Origin of the sequence: Paenibacillus sp. YIM B09110 (genome assembly GCF_037167145.1) — a bacterium.
Lineage (GTDB): Bacteria > Bacillota > Bacilli > Paenibacillales > Paenibacillaceae > Pristimantibacillus.
On the sequence record NZ_JBANSP010000003.1, the window covers coordinates 494,790 to 512,747 of the forward strand.

The 17,958-nt window shown below is 51.6% G+C and carries 12 protein-coding genes; all 12 read left to right on the plus strand.

Annotated elements, in window-relative coordinates; all coding sequences use genetic code 11:
- Window positions 1-6: 6 nt before the first annotated feature.
- Window positions 7-912, plus strand: coding sequence for a carbohydrate ABC transporter permease (locus V8F51_RS06690; RefSeq protein WP_442049257.1), 906 nt, complete (start codon window positions 7-9; stop codon window positions 910-912).
- A 4-nt stretch (window positions 913-916) separates the two neighbouring features.
- On the plus strand, window positions 917-1,783 hold the full coding sequence (locus V8F51_RS06695) for a carbohydrate ABC transporter permease (protein WP_337099383.1): 867 nt from the start codon (window positions 917-919) through the stop codon (window positions 1,781-1,783).
- Between the two features lie 13 nt (window positions 1,784-1,796).
- Window positions 1,797-3,284, plus strand: coding sequence for an NHL repeat-containing protein (locus V8F51_RS06700; protein ID WP_337099352.1), 1,488 nt, complete (start codon window positions 1,797-1,799; stop codon window positions 3,282-3,284).
- Entirely contained in the window at window positions 3,281-3,901 is a 621-nt protein-coding gene (locus V8F51_RS06705; RefSeq protein WP_337099353.1) for a Yip1 family protein, read from the plus strand. Before V8F51_RS06700 ends, V8F51_RS06705 begins: the two co-directional genes overlap by 4 nt.
- A gap of 15 nt (window positions 3,902-3,916) precedes the next feature.
- Window positions 3,917-6,496 carry a DUF5696 domain-containing protein gene (locus tag V8F51_RS06710; RefSeq protein ID WP_337099355.1) on the plus strand — a complete coding sequence of 860 codons (2,580 nt, stop codon included), beginning with the start codon at window positions 3,917-3,919 and terminating at the stop codon, window positions 6,494-6,496.
- Window positions 6,493-7,392 (plus strand): carbohydrate ABC transporter permease, encoded by a 900-nt coding sequence (locus V8F51_RS06715; protein ID WP_337099356.1) that lies wholly within the window; start codon window positions 6,493-6,495, stop codon window positions 7,390-7,392. The genes V8F51_RS06710 and V8F51_RS06715 overlap by 4 nt, the downstream gene beginning before the upstream one ends.
- A 29-nt stretch (window positions 7,393-7,421) precedes the next feature.
- Window positions 7,422-8,429, plus strand: a complete 1,008-nt coding sequence (locus V8F51_RS06720) for a carbohydrate ABC transporter permease (RefSeq protein ID WP_337099357.1) — start codon at window positions 7,422-7,424, stop codon at window positions 8,427-8,429.
- A 35-nt stretch (window positions 8,430-8,464) separates the two neighbouring features.
- Window positions 8,465-9,496: a glycosyl hydrolase gene (locus tag V8F51_RS06725; RefSeq protein ID WP_337099359.1), complete on the plus strand. Its 1,032-nt coding sequence runs from the start codon at window positions 8,465-8,467 to the stop codon at window positions 9,494-9,496.
- A gap of 99 nt (window positions 9,497-9,595) precedes the next feature.
- Window positions 9,596-12,166: a beta-mannosidase gene (locus tag V8F51_RS06730; protein ID WP_337099360.1), complete on the plus strand. Its 2,571-nt coding sequence runs from the start codon at window positions 9,596-9,598 to the stop codon at window positions 12,164-12,166.
- A 314-nt stretch (window positions 12,167-12,480) separates the two neighbouring features.
- A complete protein-coding gene (locus V8F51_RS06735; protein WP_337099361.1) occupies window positions 12,481-14,769 on the plus strand; it encodes a DUF5060 domain-containing protein in 2,289 nt (762 codons plus the stop codon).
- A gap of 43 nt (window positions 14,770-14,812) precedes the next feature.
- On the plus strand, window positions 14,813-16,771 hold the full coding sequence (locus V8F51_RS06740) for a cellulase family glycosylhydrolase (protein ID WP_337099362.1): 1,959 nt from the start codon (window positions 14,813-14,815) through the stop codon (window positions 16,769-16,771).
- 18 nt (window positions 16,772-16,789) lie between these two features.
- Window positions 16,790-17,914: an SGNH/GDSL hydrolase family protein gene (locus tag V8F51_RS06745; RefSeq protein ID WP_337099363.1), complete on the plus strand. Its 1,125-nt coding sequence runs from the start codon at window positions 16,790-16,792 to the stop codon at window positions 17,912-17,914.
- Window positions 17,915-17,958: the final 44 nt, after the last annotated feature.

Below are 17,958 nucleotides of genomic sequence, written 5' to 3' on the forward strand. Positions count from 1 at the left end.
TTAAGCGTGCAAAACTGGTTGAGCCTGAAGTTGCGGGAAGCGAAAGCGGCTAAGCATTCGTACATTTTGCTGGCTCCGTACATGCTGTTGTTCACCGTATTTACGGTATTGCCGGTGTTGATATCGATTGTACTGAGCTTTACGTACTTTAATATGTTGGAATTTCCGAAATTTATCGGCTGGCAGAACTATACGCGGCTGTTTCTAGAGGATGACGTCTTCTTGATCGCGATCAAAAATACGATTCTGTTCGCCGTCATTACCGGGCCGATCAGTTATATCGCCTGCTTCGTGTTTGCCTGGATTATTAATGAGCTGTCGCCGAAGCTAAGAGCCGTAATGACGCTCGTCTTCTACGCGCCGTCGATTTCCGGCAACGTGTTCTTCATTTGGCTGATGATCTTCTCCGGCGACCGTTACGGAATCGCGAACGGCTTGCTTATCAAGCTCGGCATTATTCTCGAGCCGCTGCAATGGCTGAAGACCGAAGCTTACGTATTGCCGATCATTATTCTTGTACAGCTGTGGCTCAGTCTCGGTACAGGCTTCCTGGCTTTCATCGCCGGCTTGCAGACGGTTGACGGCACGCTGTATGAGGCCGGCGCGGTTGACGGGATTAAGAACCGTTGGCAGGAGCTATGGTATATAACGCTGCCTTCGATGCGTCCGCAGCTCATGTTCGGCGCGGTTATTCAGTTGACCTCGGCGTTCGCTGTGGCCGACGTATCCATCGCGCTCGCGGGATTCCCGAGCGTCAACTATGCGGCGGAGACGATCGTTACGCACCTAATCGATTACGGCACGACAAGGTTCGAGATGGGCTACGCTTCTTCCATCGCGACGGTGCTGTTCATGATTATGGTCGGAACGAACATCCTTGTACAAAAACTTCTTCGTAAGGTAGGTGAATGAGCTGATGACGTTCTCGTTTCGACTTCGCAAGAAGCGGGTCAACCGCTCGTTCTGGGGCAGCTTCTCGCTATTTGCACTGTTGACCTTATTCGGCGCATTCATGATTCTGCCGCTTATCTATGCGATCAACAACGCATTCAAGCCGCTGGATGAAATCTTTATGTTCCCGCCGACGCTGTTCGTCCGCAATCCGACGATGAACAACTTCGTGGACTTAATCAACCTGCTAGGCAATTCCTGGGTACCCTTCTCCAGATATATTTTTAACACCGTATTTATTACGGGCATGGGCATTATCGGCCATGTGCTCCTGGCGTCGGCAGCGGCTTACCCGCTTGCCAAGCATCGGTTCCCGGGCAAAGGCTTCATGTTCACGATTGTCGTTCTGTCGCTGATGTTCACGCCGGCCGTAACGGCCATTCCGACTTATATGATTATGTCGTGGATCGGTCTTATCGATACGTACTGGGCGGTAATTATACCGGCGTTCGCGTATTCGCTTGGCTTATATCTAATGAAGCAATTCATGGAGCAAATTCCGGATGTGCTGCTGGAAGCAGCCAAGATCGACGGCGCGAGCGAGTATCGCATCTTCTGGACCATCGTTATGCCGAACGTGAAGCCAGCATGGTTAACGCTCATTATTTTGCTGTTCCAGATTTTATGGGGCAGCGACGGCAACGGCTTCATCTACAGCGAGCAGCTCAAATCGCTGCACTTCGCGGCTAATCAGATCGTGCAGGGCGGTATTGCCCGTGCCGGCGCGGCGGCAGCAGTGGCGCTCATTCTCATGAGCGTGCCGATTACGCTGTTCGTATTCTCGCAGAGCCGCATTATCGAGACTATGGCTACTTCAGGAATGAAGGATTAAGGAGGGACAGCACTTGACAGCGAAAAAATGGTTTCTCGTAGTCGCGGCGGCTTCCCTACTGTTCATTAATGCAGCGCCCGCGCCGGCGTACGCTTCGTCTACGCCTTATGAGAGCTACAACTACAATTACTGGGAAGAAGCCGTTCCCGCACCTGCGTCTTACGTGCCGGGTCGCGTCGTCTCCGGCAAAGAACTCGGCGTAGGCGACTTCATTGAGCCGGCCGATATGGTCGTGGACGATAAAGGTCTCATCTACGTGGTCGACAGCGGCAACAACCGAATCGTACGCATCGACGGGGAGTGGCGCGTGCAAGACATCATATCGAGCTTCGTGAAAGACGGCAAGGAGGACGGCTTCAAGAACCCGTCCGGCATGTACGTTGACGGTGACGGCATGATGTACATTGCCGATACGGACAATGGGCGCGTCGTTGTCTTAGATACGGACGGCAGCTTCATTCGCTTAATCGAGCAGCCCAAGTCCGAAATATTGGCGAGCGACTTTAAGTTCGCGCCGATCAAGGTAACGGTTGACAAAGCGAAGCGTATATTCGTCATCGCTCAAGGGATGTTCGAGGGGATTATGCAATTCGATCCGGACGGCGAGTTCATCGGCTTCGTAGGGACGAATAAAGTGCAGCGCGATTACACGGAGTTTTTCTGGAGACTGTTCTCGACGAAAGCCCAGAAGGCGCAGATGATGTTATTCATCCCGACCGAATTTTCCAATATTGACATCGATGCGAAAGGTTTCGTATATGCCACCAATATCGACCCGGGATCTCAGGAGCCCGTAAAGCGGCTTAATCCTTCAGGCGAGGACGTGCTGAAGCGATACGGCTACTTCGATGTCAGAGGCGACATTCGGTACCGGCTGTCGGTTGGACCCTCGAAGCTGATCGACGTGAAGGTGCAAGAGGGCGGCATGTACAGCGTACTTGATTCCAATCAAGGACGAATATTCACGTACAACGACGAAGGCGATCTGCTCTACGTCTACGGCGGCAAGAGCAACCAGGCAGGCACGTTCAAGACGCCGGTCGCGATCGAGAGCATCGGCGACGATCGGCTCGTGCTCGACAGGGGCAAAAGCAATATCATCGTCTTTAAACCGACGAAGTTCGGATTGAAGATTAATGAAGCGGTCGCGCTTCACCATAACGGCGATGACAAGCTGGCAGTACCGGTATGGGAAGAGGTGCTGCGTCTGAATTCCAACTACGATATTGCCTATATAGGCATCGGCAAGTCGCTGCTCATGGAGAAGCGGAATAAAGAAGCGATTAAATATTTTAAGCTCGGCATGGATCGGGACGGTTATTCGGTCGCCTACAAGCGTTATCGCCGAGAATATATGAAGGAACATTTCGGAACGTTATTGTCGGTCATCGTCGCGCTTGCGGCAATATGGCTTGCGTTCAAGCTTTATCGCGTCATCAGCCGCTATCGCAAGGTTAAGCTGAAGTTGAATCAATCGACAGGGGAGGGCAAAGCGCTATGAAGCAAGATTTCATCAAATTTCCGCTGCATCTGATCGTACATCCGTTCGACGGTTTCTGGGATATGAAGTATGACGGTAAAGGCAAGGTGCGCGTCGCTTTGTTCATTCTGGCTTTGGTCATCCTGTCGGTTATTTTGCAAAATCAGTTCGCAGGATTCCTCGTCAACTACAACGATCCGCGGTATCTGAACAGTTTGACGCAGCTTATTACAATCGTATTCCCATTCTTCTTATGGTGCGTATCGAACTGGGCTATTACGACGTTAATGGACGGCGAAGGCAAGTTCAAGGAAATTGTTATGGCCACGGGTTATGCGCTTCTGCCGCTCGTGCTCATCTATGTACCGTTTACGATTGCCAGCCGGTTCATGGTGCAGGAAGAAACAGCATTCTACTATTTATTTAATTCGATCTCGACGATATGGTTCATCGGCTTGCTGTTCGTAGGCACGATGACCGTACACCAATATTCGGCGCTGAAGACGATTGTAACGATGGTCCTTACGGTAATCGTTATGGGCATCATCGTGTTCCTCGGAACGCTTGTATTGAGTATGATGCAGCAAATCTATGAATTCATCGTCAACATTTATCGGGAACTTATTTTCCGTACGTAAAGGAGGCCGCATCAAGTGAAAAACAGAAAGATTCTCGTTGCGGCGCTTTCTTGTGTCGCAGCAATTATCGTCATTGCCGCTGTGCTTATACTCGTTATTGACCGCGGCGTGAAGGCTGTGGACACAGCCTCTTACATGGAGACGACTGCCGAGCTTGCGGCCGGAAGCGAATTGAAGGCTCTGCCGGATTCGTCGCAAGGCGTGCCGGGGATGAAGCTCGTAGCGGATAATGAGGAGACGTCGCTGTATTTCAATCCGGAGACGACGGAAGTCGCCGTTAAGGATAAGCGCGAGAACCGGATATGGTACAGCAATCCGGAGAAGCGCGCTGAAGATACGATAGCTTCGCCATACGAGAAAGAAGTCATGTCATCGCAGGTGTCAGTAAGCTATCGCGATTCCGTAGGGACGCTGAATACGTTCACGAACTTCGCTAAGAGCATCAGCTCGAAGCAGTTCACAGTGGAGAGCATCGCTAACGGTGTGCGCATTACTTATACACTTGGCGATATGTCGCTTGGCGTCGATGCGCTGCCGAAGTATATTAGCAAGGCGCGAATGGAAGAAAAGCTGATCTCTAAGCTCGATGCATCGCAAGCGAGATACGTCTCGACGCGATATTATCCGAAGGAAGGCAGCGACGATATATTGGAACGTCTCGACGAGCAAGTATCGAAGCAGCTCGTCCTTAACAAGATGATCGCGGCTTTCGAGGCGGCCGGTTATACCGAAGAGGATCTTGCCTTCGACAACGCGGAGAACGGCGTCTCGGGCGGCGGCGCAAGCGACAAGCCTACCTTCACGATCCCGCTGGAATATCGTCTGGACGGCGGCGAGCTGCTCGTATCCGTTCCTGTCAGCCAGATCAAGGAAAGCGGTCCCTTCAAGATCGGCTCGATCGAACTGCTTAACTTCTTCGGCGCGGCAGACATGGGTACGGACGGCTACATCTTCGTGCCTGACGGTTCAGGCAGCCTTATTAATCTGAACAACGGCAAAGTGAAGGAAGAGCAGTACGTTCAGAAGGTGTACGGCTTCGACCCGAATGATAACAGCTGGCGGCGCGGACAAGTGACGGAGAGCGCTAGAATGCCGGTATTCGGCATGAAGGCGGGCGAAGCAGCTTGGTTTGCGGTTATTGAGAAAGGCGACGCGATCGCAAGTATCGCGGCCGATATTAGCGGGCGCAAAAACTCCTACAACTATGCTTATACGACTTTTGCGCTTCGCGGAGAAGATGAGCTGGAGCTATATACAGGAGCTAACATTCAAGAAATTCAATTGCTCGGCGAGCAAATCTATACCGGCGATATTCAAATTCGATACAGCTTTCTCCCAAGCGAGCAAGCAAGCTATTCCGGTATGGCCGAGCTATATAGAGAGAAGCTTGTGAAGGAGCAATCGCTTCAGCCGCTTAGCGGCGATAAGCAATTGCCGTTCTATCTGACGATTACGGGTTCCGTTGACAAAAGAAAATCGATGCTTGGCGTTCCTTATGACGCCGTCGTCTCGTTGACTAGCTTCAAGGAGGCATCGCAGATTGCATCGGAGCTGAAGCAGGACGGCGTTGACCGGCTGATGATGCGTTATTCCGGTTGGTTCGGCAAAGGCGTCAACCATAAGACGCCGGTTAAGCTTAAGACAGACAGCGTGCTTGGCAGTAAGAAAGAGCTAAGCGCTCTGGCGAAGCAGCTGGAGGAAGCGGGAGGCATGCTTTTCCCGGATGTGGCATTCCAACAAATGTACCATGACGACAGCGCATTTTCTCCTTCATCCGATGCGTCGAGGTTCGTCACTCGTGAAGAAGCGGAGCTGTATCCATACAACCGGGCTTTAAACCGAATGGATATGACGCTGGGCACTTATTATTTGTTGTCGCCGGCAAAGCTGCCGTATTACGTCGACAAGTTCATTAATCAGTACGACAAGCTTGGCATGAAGGGTCTATCCTTGCGTGATCTTGGCGGGATGCTGACGTCTGATTATCGGGTTAGCCGGGTCGTACAGCGCGAGACGGCGAAGGAAATCGTCAAGGAGCAGCTCGGCAAGCTGGACGAGAGCATCGGCGAGACGATGATCGCCGGCGGCAATTCGTACGCATTCCCGTTCGCTGATCACTTGATTGATGTGCCGACTGCTTCCAGCGGATTCCTAATTACGGATGCAGAGGTGCCGTTCTACGAAATGGTCGTGCACGGATTCATCGATTATGCAGGCAAAGCGATCAATCTTAGCGACGAGCAAGATACGAAGCAGCAATTGCTGAAAGCGATCGAGCTTGGCGCGGCTCCTTACTTCTCATGGACGTATGAACCGTCCTCGAAGCTGAAGTTCACGCATTTTGACACAAACTTCTCTACGTATTACAAGGATTGGTATGATGAAGCGTTGACTATGTACAAAGAAACGAATGCCGCGCTTGCGCCTCTCCGAAACGAGAAGATGGTGGAGCATATCCGCCATCAAGAAGGTGTTGTCGAAGTGAAGTACAGCAATGGCAGCTCGATCATTGTCAATTATACGGATCAAGCGGTGAACGTTGGCGGCGTTACGGTTGAACCACAACAATATTCGATAGGCGGTGAACAGCCATGAATGGAACGAAGCTTACACTAGCCCACAAACGCTCATTGCTCGGAATCGCCTTCATCCTGCCTTGGTTGATCGGTTTCGTTCTGCTGTTCGCGGCGCCGCTCTTCCAATCGCTGCAATTCAGCTTCAGCAAGCTGACTGTAGGCATTAACGGCTTTGAGCTGGAGGGCGCCGGCTGGAGCAACTTCAATAACGCTTTGTTCGTCGATGCGACGTTCAACCGGATATTGACCCAGTCGGTATCGGAGATGCTGCTCAACGTGCCTATGATCTTGTTTTTCAGCTTATTCTCCGCAACGCTGCTGAACCAGAAGTTCCGGGGAAGAACGCTCGCACGGGCGATTTTTTTCCTGCCGGTCATTCTGGCATCGAACGCGATTGCCTCGGCCGAGTCGGCAGGTCTTATCAATCTTGTCGGCGACGCCAGCGTCGTGAATGAAATGGGCGGCTCGACGTCGCAATACAACATTATGTCGATGGTTATGATCTTAAGCGATATCGGCCTTCCGATCTCATTCGTCGACTATATCGTCAGCGCCATTATGCGTATTTATGAGATTATTACTAGCTCCGGCGTTCAAATTCTGATATTCCTGGCGGCACTGCAATCCGTGCCTGGCTCGATGTATGAAGTAGCTAAGATGGAAGGCGCAACGGCTTACGAATCGTTCTGGAAAATTACGTTTCCGATGGTTAGCCCGCTCATCTTAACGAACATCATCTACACGGTTATCGATTCGTTCGCGGGAAGCGCGGTTACCGACATCATCTTCACGACCGCATTCAAAACGCAAAATTTCGGGCTTAGCTCAGCGATGTCATGGATTTATACGCTTATCGTCAGCTTGATACTCGTCATTATTGGATGGGTGCTGGCTAAGAGAATCCATTACAACTAAGCGCCAGCCATAGCGAAGGAGGAAACAAGATGGAAGCTCAAGCTTCTGAGGCGGTCCGCAGTGAAGCGAACAAATACAAGCTCCAAAAGGCGAAAAATAAAACGGTTGATATTCTTTTCTCGATCTTCCGTTATCTGCTCGTCATAGGTATCTCGTTCATTATCATTTATCCGCTGCTGATGAAGTTCTCGACGGCATTCAAGGACAAAGTCGATATTTACAATCCGACGATCTATATGGTCCCCGTCCACTTTACGCTCGACAACCTGAAGCTGGCGATGGAAATATTGGATTACTTCCCGCTGCTTAGCAACACGATGCTGTTCGTCGTCATTACGACGCTGCTGACGGCCGCGTCTTGCGCGCTCGCCGGCTACGGATTCGCCAGGTTCAGCTTCCCGGGCAGCAATATTTTGTTCGCGCTCGTTATTTTAACGATTCTCGTGCCGACCAGCACGCTGCTCGTCCCGATGTACCTGCACTTTAGAAGCTTCGATGTGCTGGGGCTGGTCTCCTTATTCACGGGCAAGGAAGGCGTTAATCTGTTGAACACGTACTGGCCGTCGATTATTACGTCGGCTACGGCAATGGGACTGAAGGCGGGGCTGTTCATCTATATTTTCCGCCAGTTTTTCAAAGGGATGCCGAAGGAAATCGAGGAAGCTGCGCTTATCGACGGCGCTGGCGGCGTTAAGACGTTTTTGCGCATTATGCTGCCTAACGCCATTCCGCCAATCATTACCGTCATCTTGTTCTGCTTCGTTTGGCAATACAACGATACGATCTATACGTCGCTGTTCATGAGCGAGACTTCGCTTATGCCGATCAAGATCGCTTCGCTGCCGGCTCAGGCGAACGCGCTTATTCCTGTATTGACGGGTGTAGGAAGCGGAACGAATGTGAAGGCCGACCCGAACCATGTCGCTCTCATTATCGATACGGGAATTTTGTTGGCTATTATTCCGCTCATTATCCTGTACTTGATCGTACAGCGCTACTTCGTAGAAAGCGTTGAGCGTTCCGGTATTATCGGTTAATAAATGTTAAAAGCCATGAATAGGAGAAGCCGCTAATGATAAATACGAACGATCAAGCCACATTTCAAGTAGAGCCGACGCTAGTTAATCCGAATGCGGAAGATAATGCGAAGCGGCTCATGACCTACTTATGCGACATGTATGGAAAGCGGATATTGACGGGACAGCAGATTGGCGTCGTTACTTCTCCCGAGGTAGAAATCATTTACGAAACGACTGGCAAATATCCAGCGGTATACGGTTTCGACTTCATGAACTACTCGCCGTCGCGAACGGAGCGAGGTTCCGCATGCAGCGATACCGACATTGCGATCGACTGGTGGAATAATGGGGGAATCGTCACTTTTTGCTGGCATTGGAACGCGCCGAAAGATCTTATCGACGAGTTGCCGGATCGCAACTGGGACAGAGGCTTCTATACGAACGCCACAACGTTCGACATCGAGAAGGCGATGGCCGATGAGACGTCCGACGAATATTTGCTGCTTATTAGGGACATCGACGCGATTACGATTCAGTTGAAGCGGCTGCAGGAGGCGGGCGTTCCCGTACTTTGGAGACCGCTGCATGAAGCGTCCGGCGGTTGGTTCTGGTGGGGGGCGAAAGGCGCCGAACCTTGCATAAAGCTGTGGAAGCTGATGTACGAGCGGATGACGAATCTACACAAGCTGAATCATCTCATCTGGGTATGGAACGGGCAGCATGCCGATTGGTATCCGGGTGACGAGTACGTCGATATTATAGGTGAAGATATTTATCCGGCTGCGCAGACGTATGAGTCGCAGTACGAACGGTTCCAAAAAGCTCGGTCTTATACGAAAGCAAGCAAGATTATCGCTTTGTCGGAGAACGGCCCGATTCCGGATCCGGATCTGATGCTTCGCGATCAAGCGCCGTGGGCATGGAATTGTACGTGGTATGGCAACTTTGTCTTTACGGAGAAGGATGGCAATAGGGAGTATTCAGGCGAGTATACGGAGCTTCAGCAATTGCTCAAGTTCTATCATCATCCATTCTCGGTGACGAGAGACGAGATTCCCGATTTGAAGTGCTATCCATTGCGCTAACTTGTTAGGTAAAGTAGGATGAACAGAGAGATAATATAATAACTAAAAGTGTGGTAGGACGACAGAAGTTACAGTGGATACACACAACAGGAGGATATGATGAGAGAAACATTTACGCTAACAAACAATTGGAAGTTTAAGTCCGTCGAGGAGGAGAAGTGGCTCCCGGCCGTCGTTCCAGGCTGCGTTCATACCGATTTACTGAAGAATGGTGTCATCAAAGATCCGTTCTATGCGACGAATGAGCATGATTTGCAATGGATCGACAAAATAGATTGGGAATACGAATCTACCTTTGACGTGCCGCGCAGCTTACTGGCTTTATCGTCGATCGAGCTCGTATTCGACGGACTTGACACGTATGCCGAAGTCTATGTGAATGGCGAGCATGTATTGTCTGCAAACAATATGTTCCGTTCATGGCGCGCGGATGTGAAGGCCTATGTGAAAGAGCAAGGCAACAGCCTTCATATTGTGTTCCGCTCGCCGATACGCGAGGATCTGCCTAAGATCGAGGCGCTTGGCTATAATCTGCCGGCTTCGAACGACCAGTCCGAGCTTGGCGGTTTAGGCGACGATAAAGTTAGTATTTTTGCGCGCAAAGCGCCTTATCATTACGGCTGGGACTGGGGCCCGCGCTTCGTTACGAGCGGCATATGGAGAGAGGCTCGGCTGGAAGGCTGGTCCGAAAGCGTCATATCCGATCTGTACGTAGAGCAGAATGAGGTATCCGCTTCAGCGGCGGAGCTGACGGTGCATGTCGAGCTGGAATCCGAGCAGGATTGGAGCGGGACGATTCACCTTTCAGCAGATGGCTTGACTTGGGAAAGCGAAGTAAGCGTGAAGGCGGGCAAACAAACACTCGCCGTTCCGGTTGTCATCGAGGGTCCGAAGTTATGGTGGAGCAGAGGTCTGGGCGAAGCTCATCTGTACAGCTTCTCGGCTAAGCTGCTTGCGGGCGATAAGGTCGTTGCCGATAAATCGGTTCGTACCGGCTTGCGCAAGGTAAAGCTTGTAAGGGAAAAGGATGCCGTCGGCGCAAGTTTCTACTTCGAGCTGAACGGCGTGCCCGTATTCGCGAAAGGCGCAAATCATATTCCGAATGACAGCTTCATTACGGAAGTGACAGCTGAGCGATACAGACATGAGATCGCATCGGCAGCGGAGTCGAACATGAACATGCTTCGCATATGGGGCGGCGGCATCTATGAACAGTCTGTATTCTATGAGCTGTGCGACGAATACGGCATTCTCGTCTGGCAGGACTTCATGTTCGCATGCAGCATGTATCCGGGCGACGAGGCGTTCCTTGCCAATGTGAGATCGGAAGCGGAACAGAACGTGAAGCGTCTGCGCAATCATCCGTCCGTCGTATTATGGTGCGGCAACAATGAGATCGATTCCGCTTGGGCGCAATACGATGAGACAGGCGGCTGGGGCTGGAAGAAGAGCTATACGGCCGAGCAACGCGAGACGATCTGGGCGGATTATGAAGCGATCTTCCACCGTATATTGCCTGACGTCGTGGCGAGCTATGCACCTGGCATCGATTATTGGCCGTCCTCTCCGATCGTATCGGTATCCGGCGACATTAACCAGCATGCGCATCCGCTCACGACGGAAGGCGACGTCCATTATTGGGGCGTATGGCATGCGGTTGAGCCGTTCGAGAACTACAATGTGAAGATTGGCCGCTTTATGAGCGAATACGGCTTCCAGTCATTCCCTGAGTACGATACGGTCATGACGTTTGCGACCGAGCAGGACCTGGCGCTAGACTCGAAGGTAATGCGCGCCCATCAGAAGAATGGCGACGGCAATCGTCTCATCAAGCAATATATGGACATCTATATGAACGAGCCGAAAGATTTCCCGTCGTTCCTGTATATGAGCCAAGTGCTGCAAGCGGAAGCGATGAAGATGGCTATCGAGGCGCATCGTCGTCGGATGCCGTATTGCATGGGTACGCTCTACTGGCAGATGAATGATTGCTGGCCGGTCGCTTCATGGGCGGGCATTGATTATTACGGCAAGTGGAAAGCAATGCAATATTACGCGAAGCATAGCTTCGAAGATACGATCCTTTCATTCGACCGTTCGGAAGACGGACATGTGCGCGTTCATTTGGTTACGGATAAGCTTGAACCGGCCGAAGGAATTCTTACGCTGAAACTGTACGATTTCTCAGGTGGGCTGGTAAGAGAAGCGACTGCTTCAGTAGCTATGCAAGGCAATAGCGCTGCTGTTATTTATTCGCTGAACGAAAGCGAATGGCTCGGTGGACGCGAAGCGGGCTCCGTTGTGCTGCATGCGGAGTTTGCTGCTGCCGGGGGTAGTGAAGCTTCTGCGATCAGCAAGCTATTCTACTTCGCTAGCGCGAAGGAGCTTCAGCTAGAGTCGGCAACGATTGCAGTGAAGGAAGTAGCAGGCAGCAATGGAACGGCGTACGAGCTTTCGACGGATAAGCTGGCGAAGCAAGTATGGCTGAAGACGGAGCGCGCGGGCCGCTTCACCGATAACTTCTTCGATCTGATCCCGGGCGTAACGAAGGTCGTTCATTTCGTGAATCGCGAGGAAGGCGAAGCAGTAAGCAAACCAACCGCAACTAACGCAATTACAGTAAGCTCGATGATTGATTACTTGGCTGAAAGTCAGGTTAAAGTCGTATAAAAAGATTTGAACAAAGGCTGGGGACGGGCAAGAAGGTTCTCCGGCCTTTTGTTCGAAATTCAGCAATAAGTATAGCGAATGTGAATGGATTTCATCCAACCAAATGGGCTCAAACGCTCGAAATAAGCAATTTGAATGGATTTCATGCAGGCTAAGGAGAGTGTTTTGGCATATTCGGACAATTTGGGCGAAGTAGGCTGTACGTTTTCCAATGAAAAGTTAATTTTTCGTCTGTAGATGCCGTTTGGCTGTACAAATTCCACTCAAATCTGGACAGGAATTGAAATAGAGATCGTTCTTAATAGGGGGCCGACATGTTTAAAAGAAAACAGTGGTTCATAGCGGGTGCGTCACTCTTCGTCATCATTTTGGCGGTATTCGTTGTATGGCAGATCAACGATATAGGTAATTCTGATTCTGCTCAAGCGCGAATTCTTGTTTTGCAAGACCCGGACGGTGATGCGGGGCCTGTGATTAATTCGATAAAAGCAAAAGTAGGAAATGAAGCTGAAGAAGAGGGAGAAAATCCGAAGCCGGTCACGCTGATCACTTATGACAAGCTTGAACTTGCGCTGGACATGAAGGCCGAATACGTTAATCCGTACGATCCGGAGGAGATTGACGTACGGGCCGTTTTCCTTGCGCCTAGCGGCAAGGAGTGGCGGATCAACGGCTTCTATAACGGAGCGGCATGGCGGCTGAGGTTCGCGCCGAATGAGAGTGGGACATGGCGGTATAAAGTTGCTATGACGGATAAGTCAGGAACTTCGGTTAGCGAGGAAGCGGAGTTCGTTGCCGAGCAAGGCGCGAATAAGGGCTGGATACGCGTATCCGATACGAATAAACGTTTCTTCGAATACGACGACGGTTCTTCCTTCTATGGGGTTGGAGTCGCGTACCCGTGGGGAATAACAGAAACTAACTTGACGAAGATCGCAGACAATGGCGGCAATCTCGTTACGTATTGGAATGGCAACTACGACAACGCGGGCATGGGCGGCGGCAAGGAACAGCTGGAATCAACTGCTTCCGGAATCGGCAGCTACGATATGTTGAAGGGCTTCCGCATAGATGAACTGGTCGACTGGTTCGATGCGCGCAATCTTCATATGAATTTTGTTATTTGGCCGCATGACTCCTTGGCTGATGAAATCGAGAACTGGCCGGCGACCTGGAAGCGCAGCGCTTACTCGACGCTCGGATCGGCGGAAGAGTTCTATAGCAGCGAAGAAATGTGGAAATATCAGGAGAAGCTGTACCGCTATATGATTGCTCGGTGGGGTTATAGCTCCTCTATCGGCATATGGAACTTGATTACCGAGATTAATGGAACGGACGGCTGGGCGTTCGGCCGCCAAGACGAGGCGAACGCTTGGGTAGCGAAGGTGCATAACTATTTCAAGGCGAACGATCCTTACGGACATCCAACGATGGGCTCAATGGCCGGCGGAGGAGAGGACTTCTGGGATCATGGCTACAAGACGCTCGATATTGCGGATCGCGAGAACTATTACGATCTGAACTTTGGCGCGTACGCGGAAGATATTGGGGCGAGATGGAAGCAATACGAGAAACCCGTCATGACCGGAGAGACCGGCAATGTAACAGACGCCGTTGTCCATCATAACTCGATGTGGTCTTCGCTAGCGAACGGCGCAGCATCGGGTCCTATCTGGTGGGCGCTTGAGAGCTATAACGATGAGATGTATAAGCAAATGAACGTCTTCGCTTCATTCGTTCAGAAGATCGACTTCTCCGAGCAGCGGCAGCCGGTTGCGATGGAGACGCCTAAAGTGAATCGGCAATTAGCGCATGAGGCGCTGCTTGAAGATGGAGCCGATGCGGCGGATTGGTTGATGCCAGACTGGCCGGAAGCGAATAAGGATGCGACGGGGGCGCTGTTCAAGCCGGGGGCAGTCGACGGAGCGATACAGACGTCGATGCGGTTCGCAACGGGAAGCTATGCGCAAGGTTTCCTGCAGCAAGCTGGCGGGAAGTCAGACTGGCAAGGTTATGACGAGTTGCTAATAGACGTATTTGCCGAATATGAAGGAGCAGAGCCGCTTAAAGCTAGACCGGTGCTGATGCCTAACGGTAATTGGACAGAAGGCGACGAAGCCAGCGACGTCGTATTGCAGAGCGGAGAATGGACGACGCTGCGTGTTCCTCTATCGGATGTTCCTGCCGGCTATTGGCGGGAAGGCAAGCAGGTCACGGGCGAGCAGCTTGACCAAATTAGCGGCTGGGGCGTTAAGGTCTATGCTTCTAGCACGGATAAGGCGGCGGAAGCGGCGGTAGTCAAACTGCGCAATCCGCGACTTAGCGCGGCCGAGCCGCCATCCATAGAGCTGCAGGATAGCGAAGGCTGGACGATGGTTGGAGCGAAATCGTCCTATGGTTGGCTTGTTAGCGAGAATGGCCCAATCGGAGGAAAGACGGCAACGATTAACGGGTTCGGGGAAGGCGAGGCTAAGGTGACATGGTTTGATGCGTGGACGGGAGAAGCGGCTGGAACGTCCGTTGTCCTACCGGAGAATGGCGCGCTTAAGCTGACGGCTCCGGCAAGCGATCGATCGGATATGGCATTTCTCATAACACGTTAAGGCAAGCTGCTCTTATTCGTATACAGGAAAGGGGACAGGTGGGATGAAGAAACTCAGCTTGTCTGCGATTGCGATTGTGATTGTATGCGTTACCATTGTGTTAGCTGGGATAGGCTTGTCGGCACAGCCGCTTTACGCGGATAAGAAGAAGGAGGGGAATGAGATGAATATGCAGTCTTATGTAGATGCGATGCAGCCAGGCTGGAATTTGGGCAATACATTCGATGCTACCGGCTCGGAGACGTCATGGGGCAATCCGGCTACATCGAAGGAATTAATTGATAGTCTGGCCAGTCAAGGCTATCGAAGCATTCGTATTCCGATTACATGGAAGCACAGAATGGGCGATGCGCCCGATTACCGTATTGATGCTGCGTTCATGGATCGGATTCAGGCGGTTGTGGATTGGTCGCTTGATGCGGGACTGTACGTCATGATTAACCTCCATCACGATTCGCACTGGATATTCGATATGGAATCGAATCATGACGACGTATTAGGCAGATACAAGTCGGCATGGGTACAAATTGCGGACCGCTTCAAGGATTATCCGATGGAGTTGATGTTCGAGGGCATTAATGAGCCCCGTTTCTCGGAAGATTGGGGCAGAGATACGGAAACTTACTTTGTTATGCTGGATGAATTGAACACTTCCTTTCACTCGATTGTTCGCGGCTCGGGAGGATCGAATAAGCTGAGGCCGATCGTGCTTTCAACGCTGACAGCATCGTCCTCGCAGAAAAGATTGAATGAGTTGGATAAAACAATCGCCAAGCTGGATGACAAACGGATTATTGCCACGGTTCATTATTACGGTTTCTATCCTTTCAGCGTTAATCTTGGCGGAGTTACGACGTTCAACGAAGAGGCGCGCAATGATCTTGTTCAAACGTTCGATCGCGTTCATGAGACGTTCGTTGCCAAGGGGATTCCGGTCATTGTCGGGGAATTCGGTCTGCTTGGCTTCGATAAGTCGGTAGACACGATCGAGCAAGGAGAAAAGCTCAAATATTTCGAGTATTTGGGGTATTACGCGAAGCAGAAGCAGTTGACTACGATGCTATGGGACAACGGGCAGCACTTTGACAGACGACTTTTCGAATGGAAAGATCCTGAGCTGTACGCCGTTATGAAAGCTTCTGCTAATGGGCGATCGTCGACTGCGTCTGCCGATCAGCTATTCGTGAAGAAGGATGCAGAAGCAGCGGATCAGAACGTTACGCTTCAACTGTACGGCAATACGTTAACCGAGCTTCGGCAAGGGGACAAAGTGCTTGCTGAGGGAGGAGATTACGAGCTGACCGGGGATACGCTCACGATCAAGGCTAATTTGATTAAGTCGTTGCTAACGGATGATTACGGCATAATGGCATCTCTAACTGCCGTATTCTCCGCAGGCGCGGACTGGCATATCCATATTATTCATTACAATACTCCGATTCTTAAAAATACGGAAGGAACAAGCGGCGGATTGTCTATTCCGACGGCTTTCAAGGGCGATCGGCTTGCGACGATGGAGGCGGTATACGCAGACGGACGAAACACGGGCCCTAATGATTGGACGCCATTTAAAGAAATGGCGCATTCCTATAAGCCGGCGTATGACCTCAGCGCGATTACATTGACGAAAGAATTTCTAGAACAGCTGAGTGATGGCGACGTTAAGCTGCGGATGCATTTCTGGAGCGGTGAGGTCATCGGCTATAACCTTGCGAAGTCAGGTACGGCGATCGTGGGCGTATCGTCTAATGATCCGGAGGCAACGGCAGAGCAGGTTCAACCGGAAGCAGACGGAGATGAGCCATCGCAGGCGGACGGCTCAACTGTTGCGATAGAAGGCGAGGCATCACGGGAGGTTGCCGCTGCTGCAGAGGACGACGGAGATTCTGATTCTGCAGATGGAAGGATGGCTGCAGGCGCAATTGGTCTCGTAGCGGTAATAGCAGCTGGAATAATAGCGGGCATTCTGATGCATAACCGCAATCGGAGAAAACATAAATAAGCGGAGGCGAGTATAACCATGACGCTACAGGTGTGGAAGCATCGAGGCTCTTTGAAGCATACGAAGGCAAAAATTATTGAGGGAAAATTGACCGTCGGCTTTATAGGCGGTTCGATTACGGATGCCAGACCAAGGCATAACTGGCCAGAGCCGGTTATTGGCTGGCTGGCGGAGCAATTCCCGCATACCCGTATCGCTGTGGAAAATGCGGCAATCGGGGCGACCGGCAGCGATTTGGCAGCGTTCCGCGCGAAGCGGGACTTGATCGATCGCGGCTGTGATCTCGTATTCGTCGAATACGCGGTTAACGACGAAGGCACGGCGTCTGAGCAGCGGGGGCGTTCTCGCGAAGGGTTAATCCGCCAACTGCTTGCAGACGGAGAGCGGGATGTCGTTCTTGTGTATACGTATTCCTCCGGCATGTATGAAGCGATGTCAAGTGGCGAAGTACCAGACACGATCGGTGAGTTCGAACGAATTGCCGACCATTACGGTATTAGCTCTATTTGGATGGGCTTGCATGCATTTGAGGAAGTGAAGCGGGGACTCATCCGCTTCGAGGAGTGGCTGCCTGACGGCTTGCATCCAACGAGCAGAGGAAGTCTAAGCTACGGGGCGAGCGTCATCCAATTTTTGCGCCAGCAGCTTGATAAGGCGGCTTCAGTCGATTCAGACAGCTGCGCAGATGAAGCTTCTGAGCATGCAGCTCCCGCAGAGCTGCCGGCACCGCTCGATGCGAAATGCTGGGACGATGTGTATGAGCTGCCATTGGAGAGCATTCATACGACTGGACCATGGACGCTTCGCAGATGGCCTTATTATGAATGGATTGATCGTGTATTGGAGACGGCAGCGATAGGCGCCCGGCTTTCTTTCGAATTTGAAGGGAGGGGGCTGGCGCTTGGCTTTGACTTCGGTAAGGCTTCTGCGGAATTCCGTTATCGCATTGATGGAGGAGAGTGGCAGACCGAGCAGCGCGAGCGACCCGACTGGGTCGGCGCTGACGGCTGGTATCGCTTGAGCTATTATGGAGACGACTGGCTGCCTCGCAAGCACCGTTTCGAGGTTGAGGTCATTCATGGCAATCGGCCGGATTGCTCAGGAACGAACTTCAGGTTGGCTAAAGTAGGGATTATACGCTAATGTCGCGATAATAAAGAAGCGCTGGAGCTCTGATGAGCTCCAGC

Excerpts from the sequence above, each read along its gene's own strand:
- V8F51_RS06695 (WP_337099383.1), top strand. The coding sequence starts at position 917 with ATGACGTTCTCGTTTCGACTTCGCAAGAAGCGGGTCAACCGCTCGTTC.
- V8F51_RS06705 (WP_337099353.1), top strand. The coding sequence starts at position 3,281 with ATGAAGCAAGATTTCATCAAATTTCCGCTGCATCTGATCGTACATCCG.
- V8F51_RS06715 (WP_337099356.1), top strand. The coding sequence starts at position 6,493 with ATGAATGGAACGAAGCTTACACTAGCCCACAAACGCTCATTGCTCGGA.
- V8F51_RS06720 (WP_337099357.1), top strand. The coding sequence starts at position 7,422 with ATGGAAGCTCAAGCTTCTGAGGCGGTCCGCAGTGAAGCGAACAAATAC.
- V8F51_RS06725 (WP_337099359.1), top strand. The coding sequence starts at position 8,465 with ATGATAAATACGAACGATCAAGCCACATTTCAAGTAGAGCCGACGCTA.
- V8F51_RS06730 (WP_337099360.1), top strand. The coding sequence starts at position 9,596 with ATGAGAGAAACATTTACGCTAACAAACAATTGGAAGTTTAAGTCCGTC.
- V8F51_RS06735 (WP_337099361.1), top strand. The coding sequence starts at position 12,481 with ATGTTTAAAAGAAAACAGTGGTTCATAGCGGGTGCGTCACTCTTCGTC.
- V8F51_RS06740 (WP_337099362.1), top strand. The coding sequence starts at position 14,813 with ATGAAGAAACTCAGCTTGTCTGCGATTGCGATTGTGATTGTATGCGTT.
- V8F51_RS06745 (WP_337099363.1), top strand. The coding sequence starts at position 16,790 with ATGACGCTACAGGTGTGGAAGCATCGAGGCTCTTTGAAGCATACGAAG.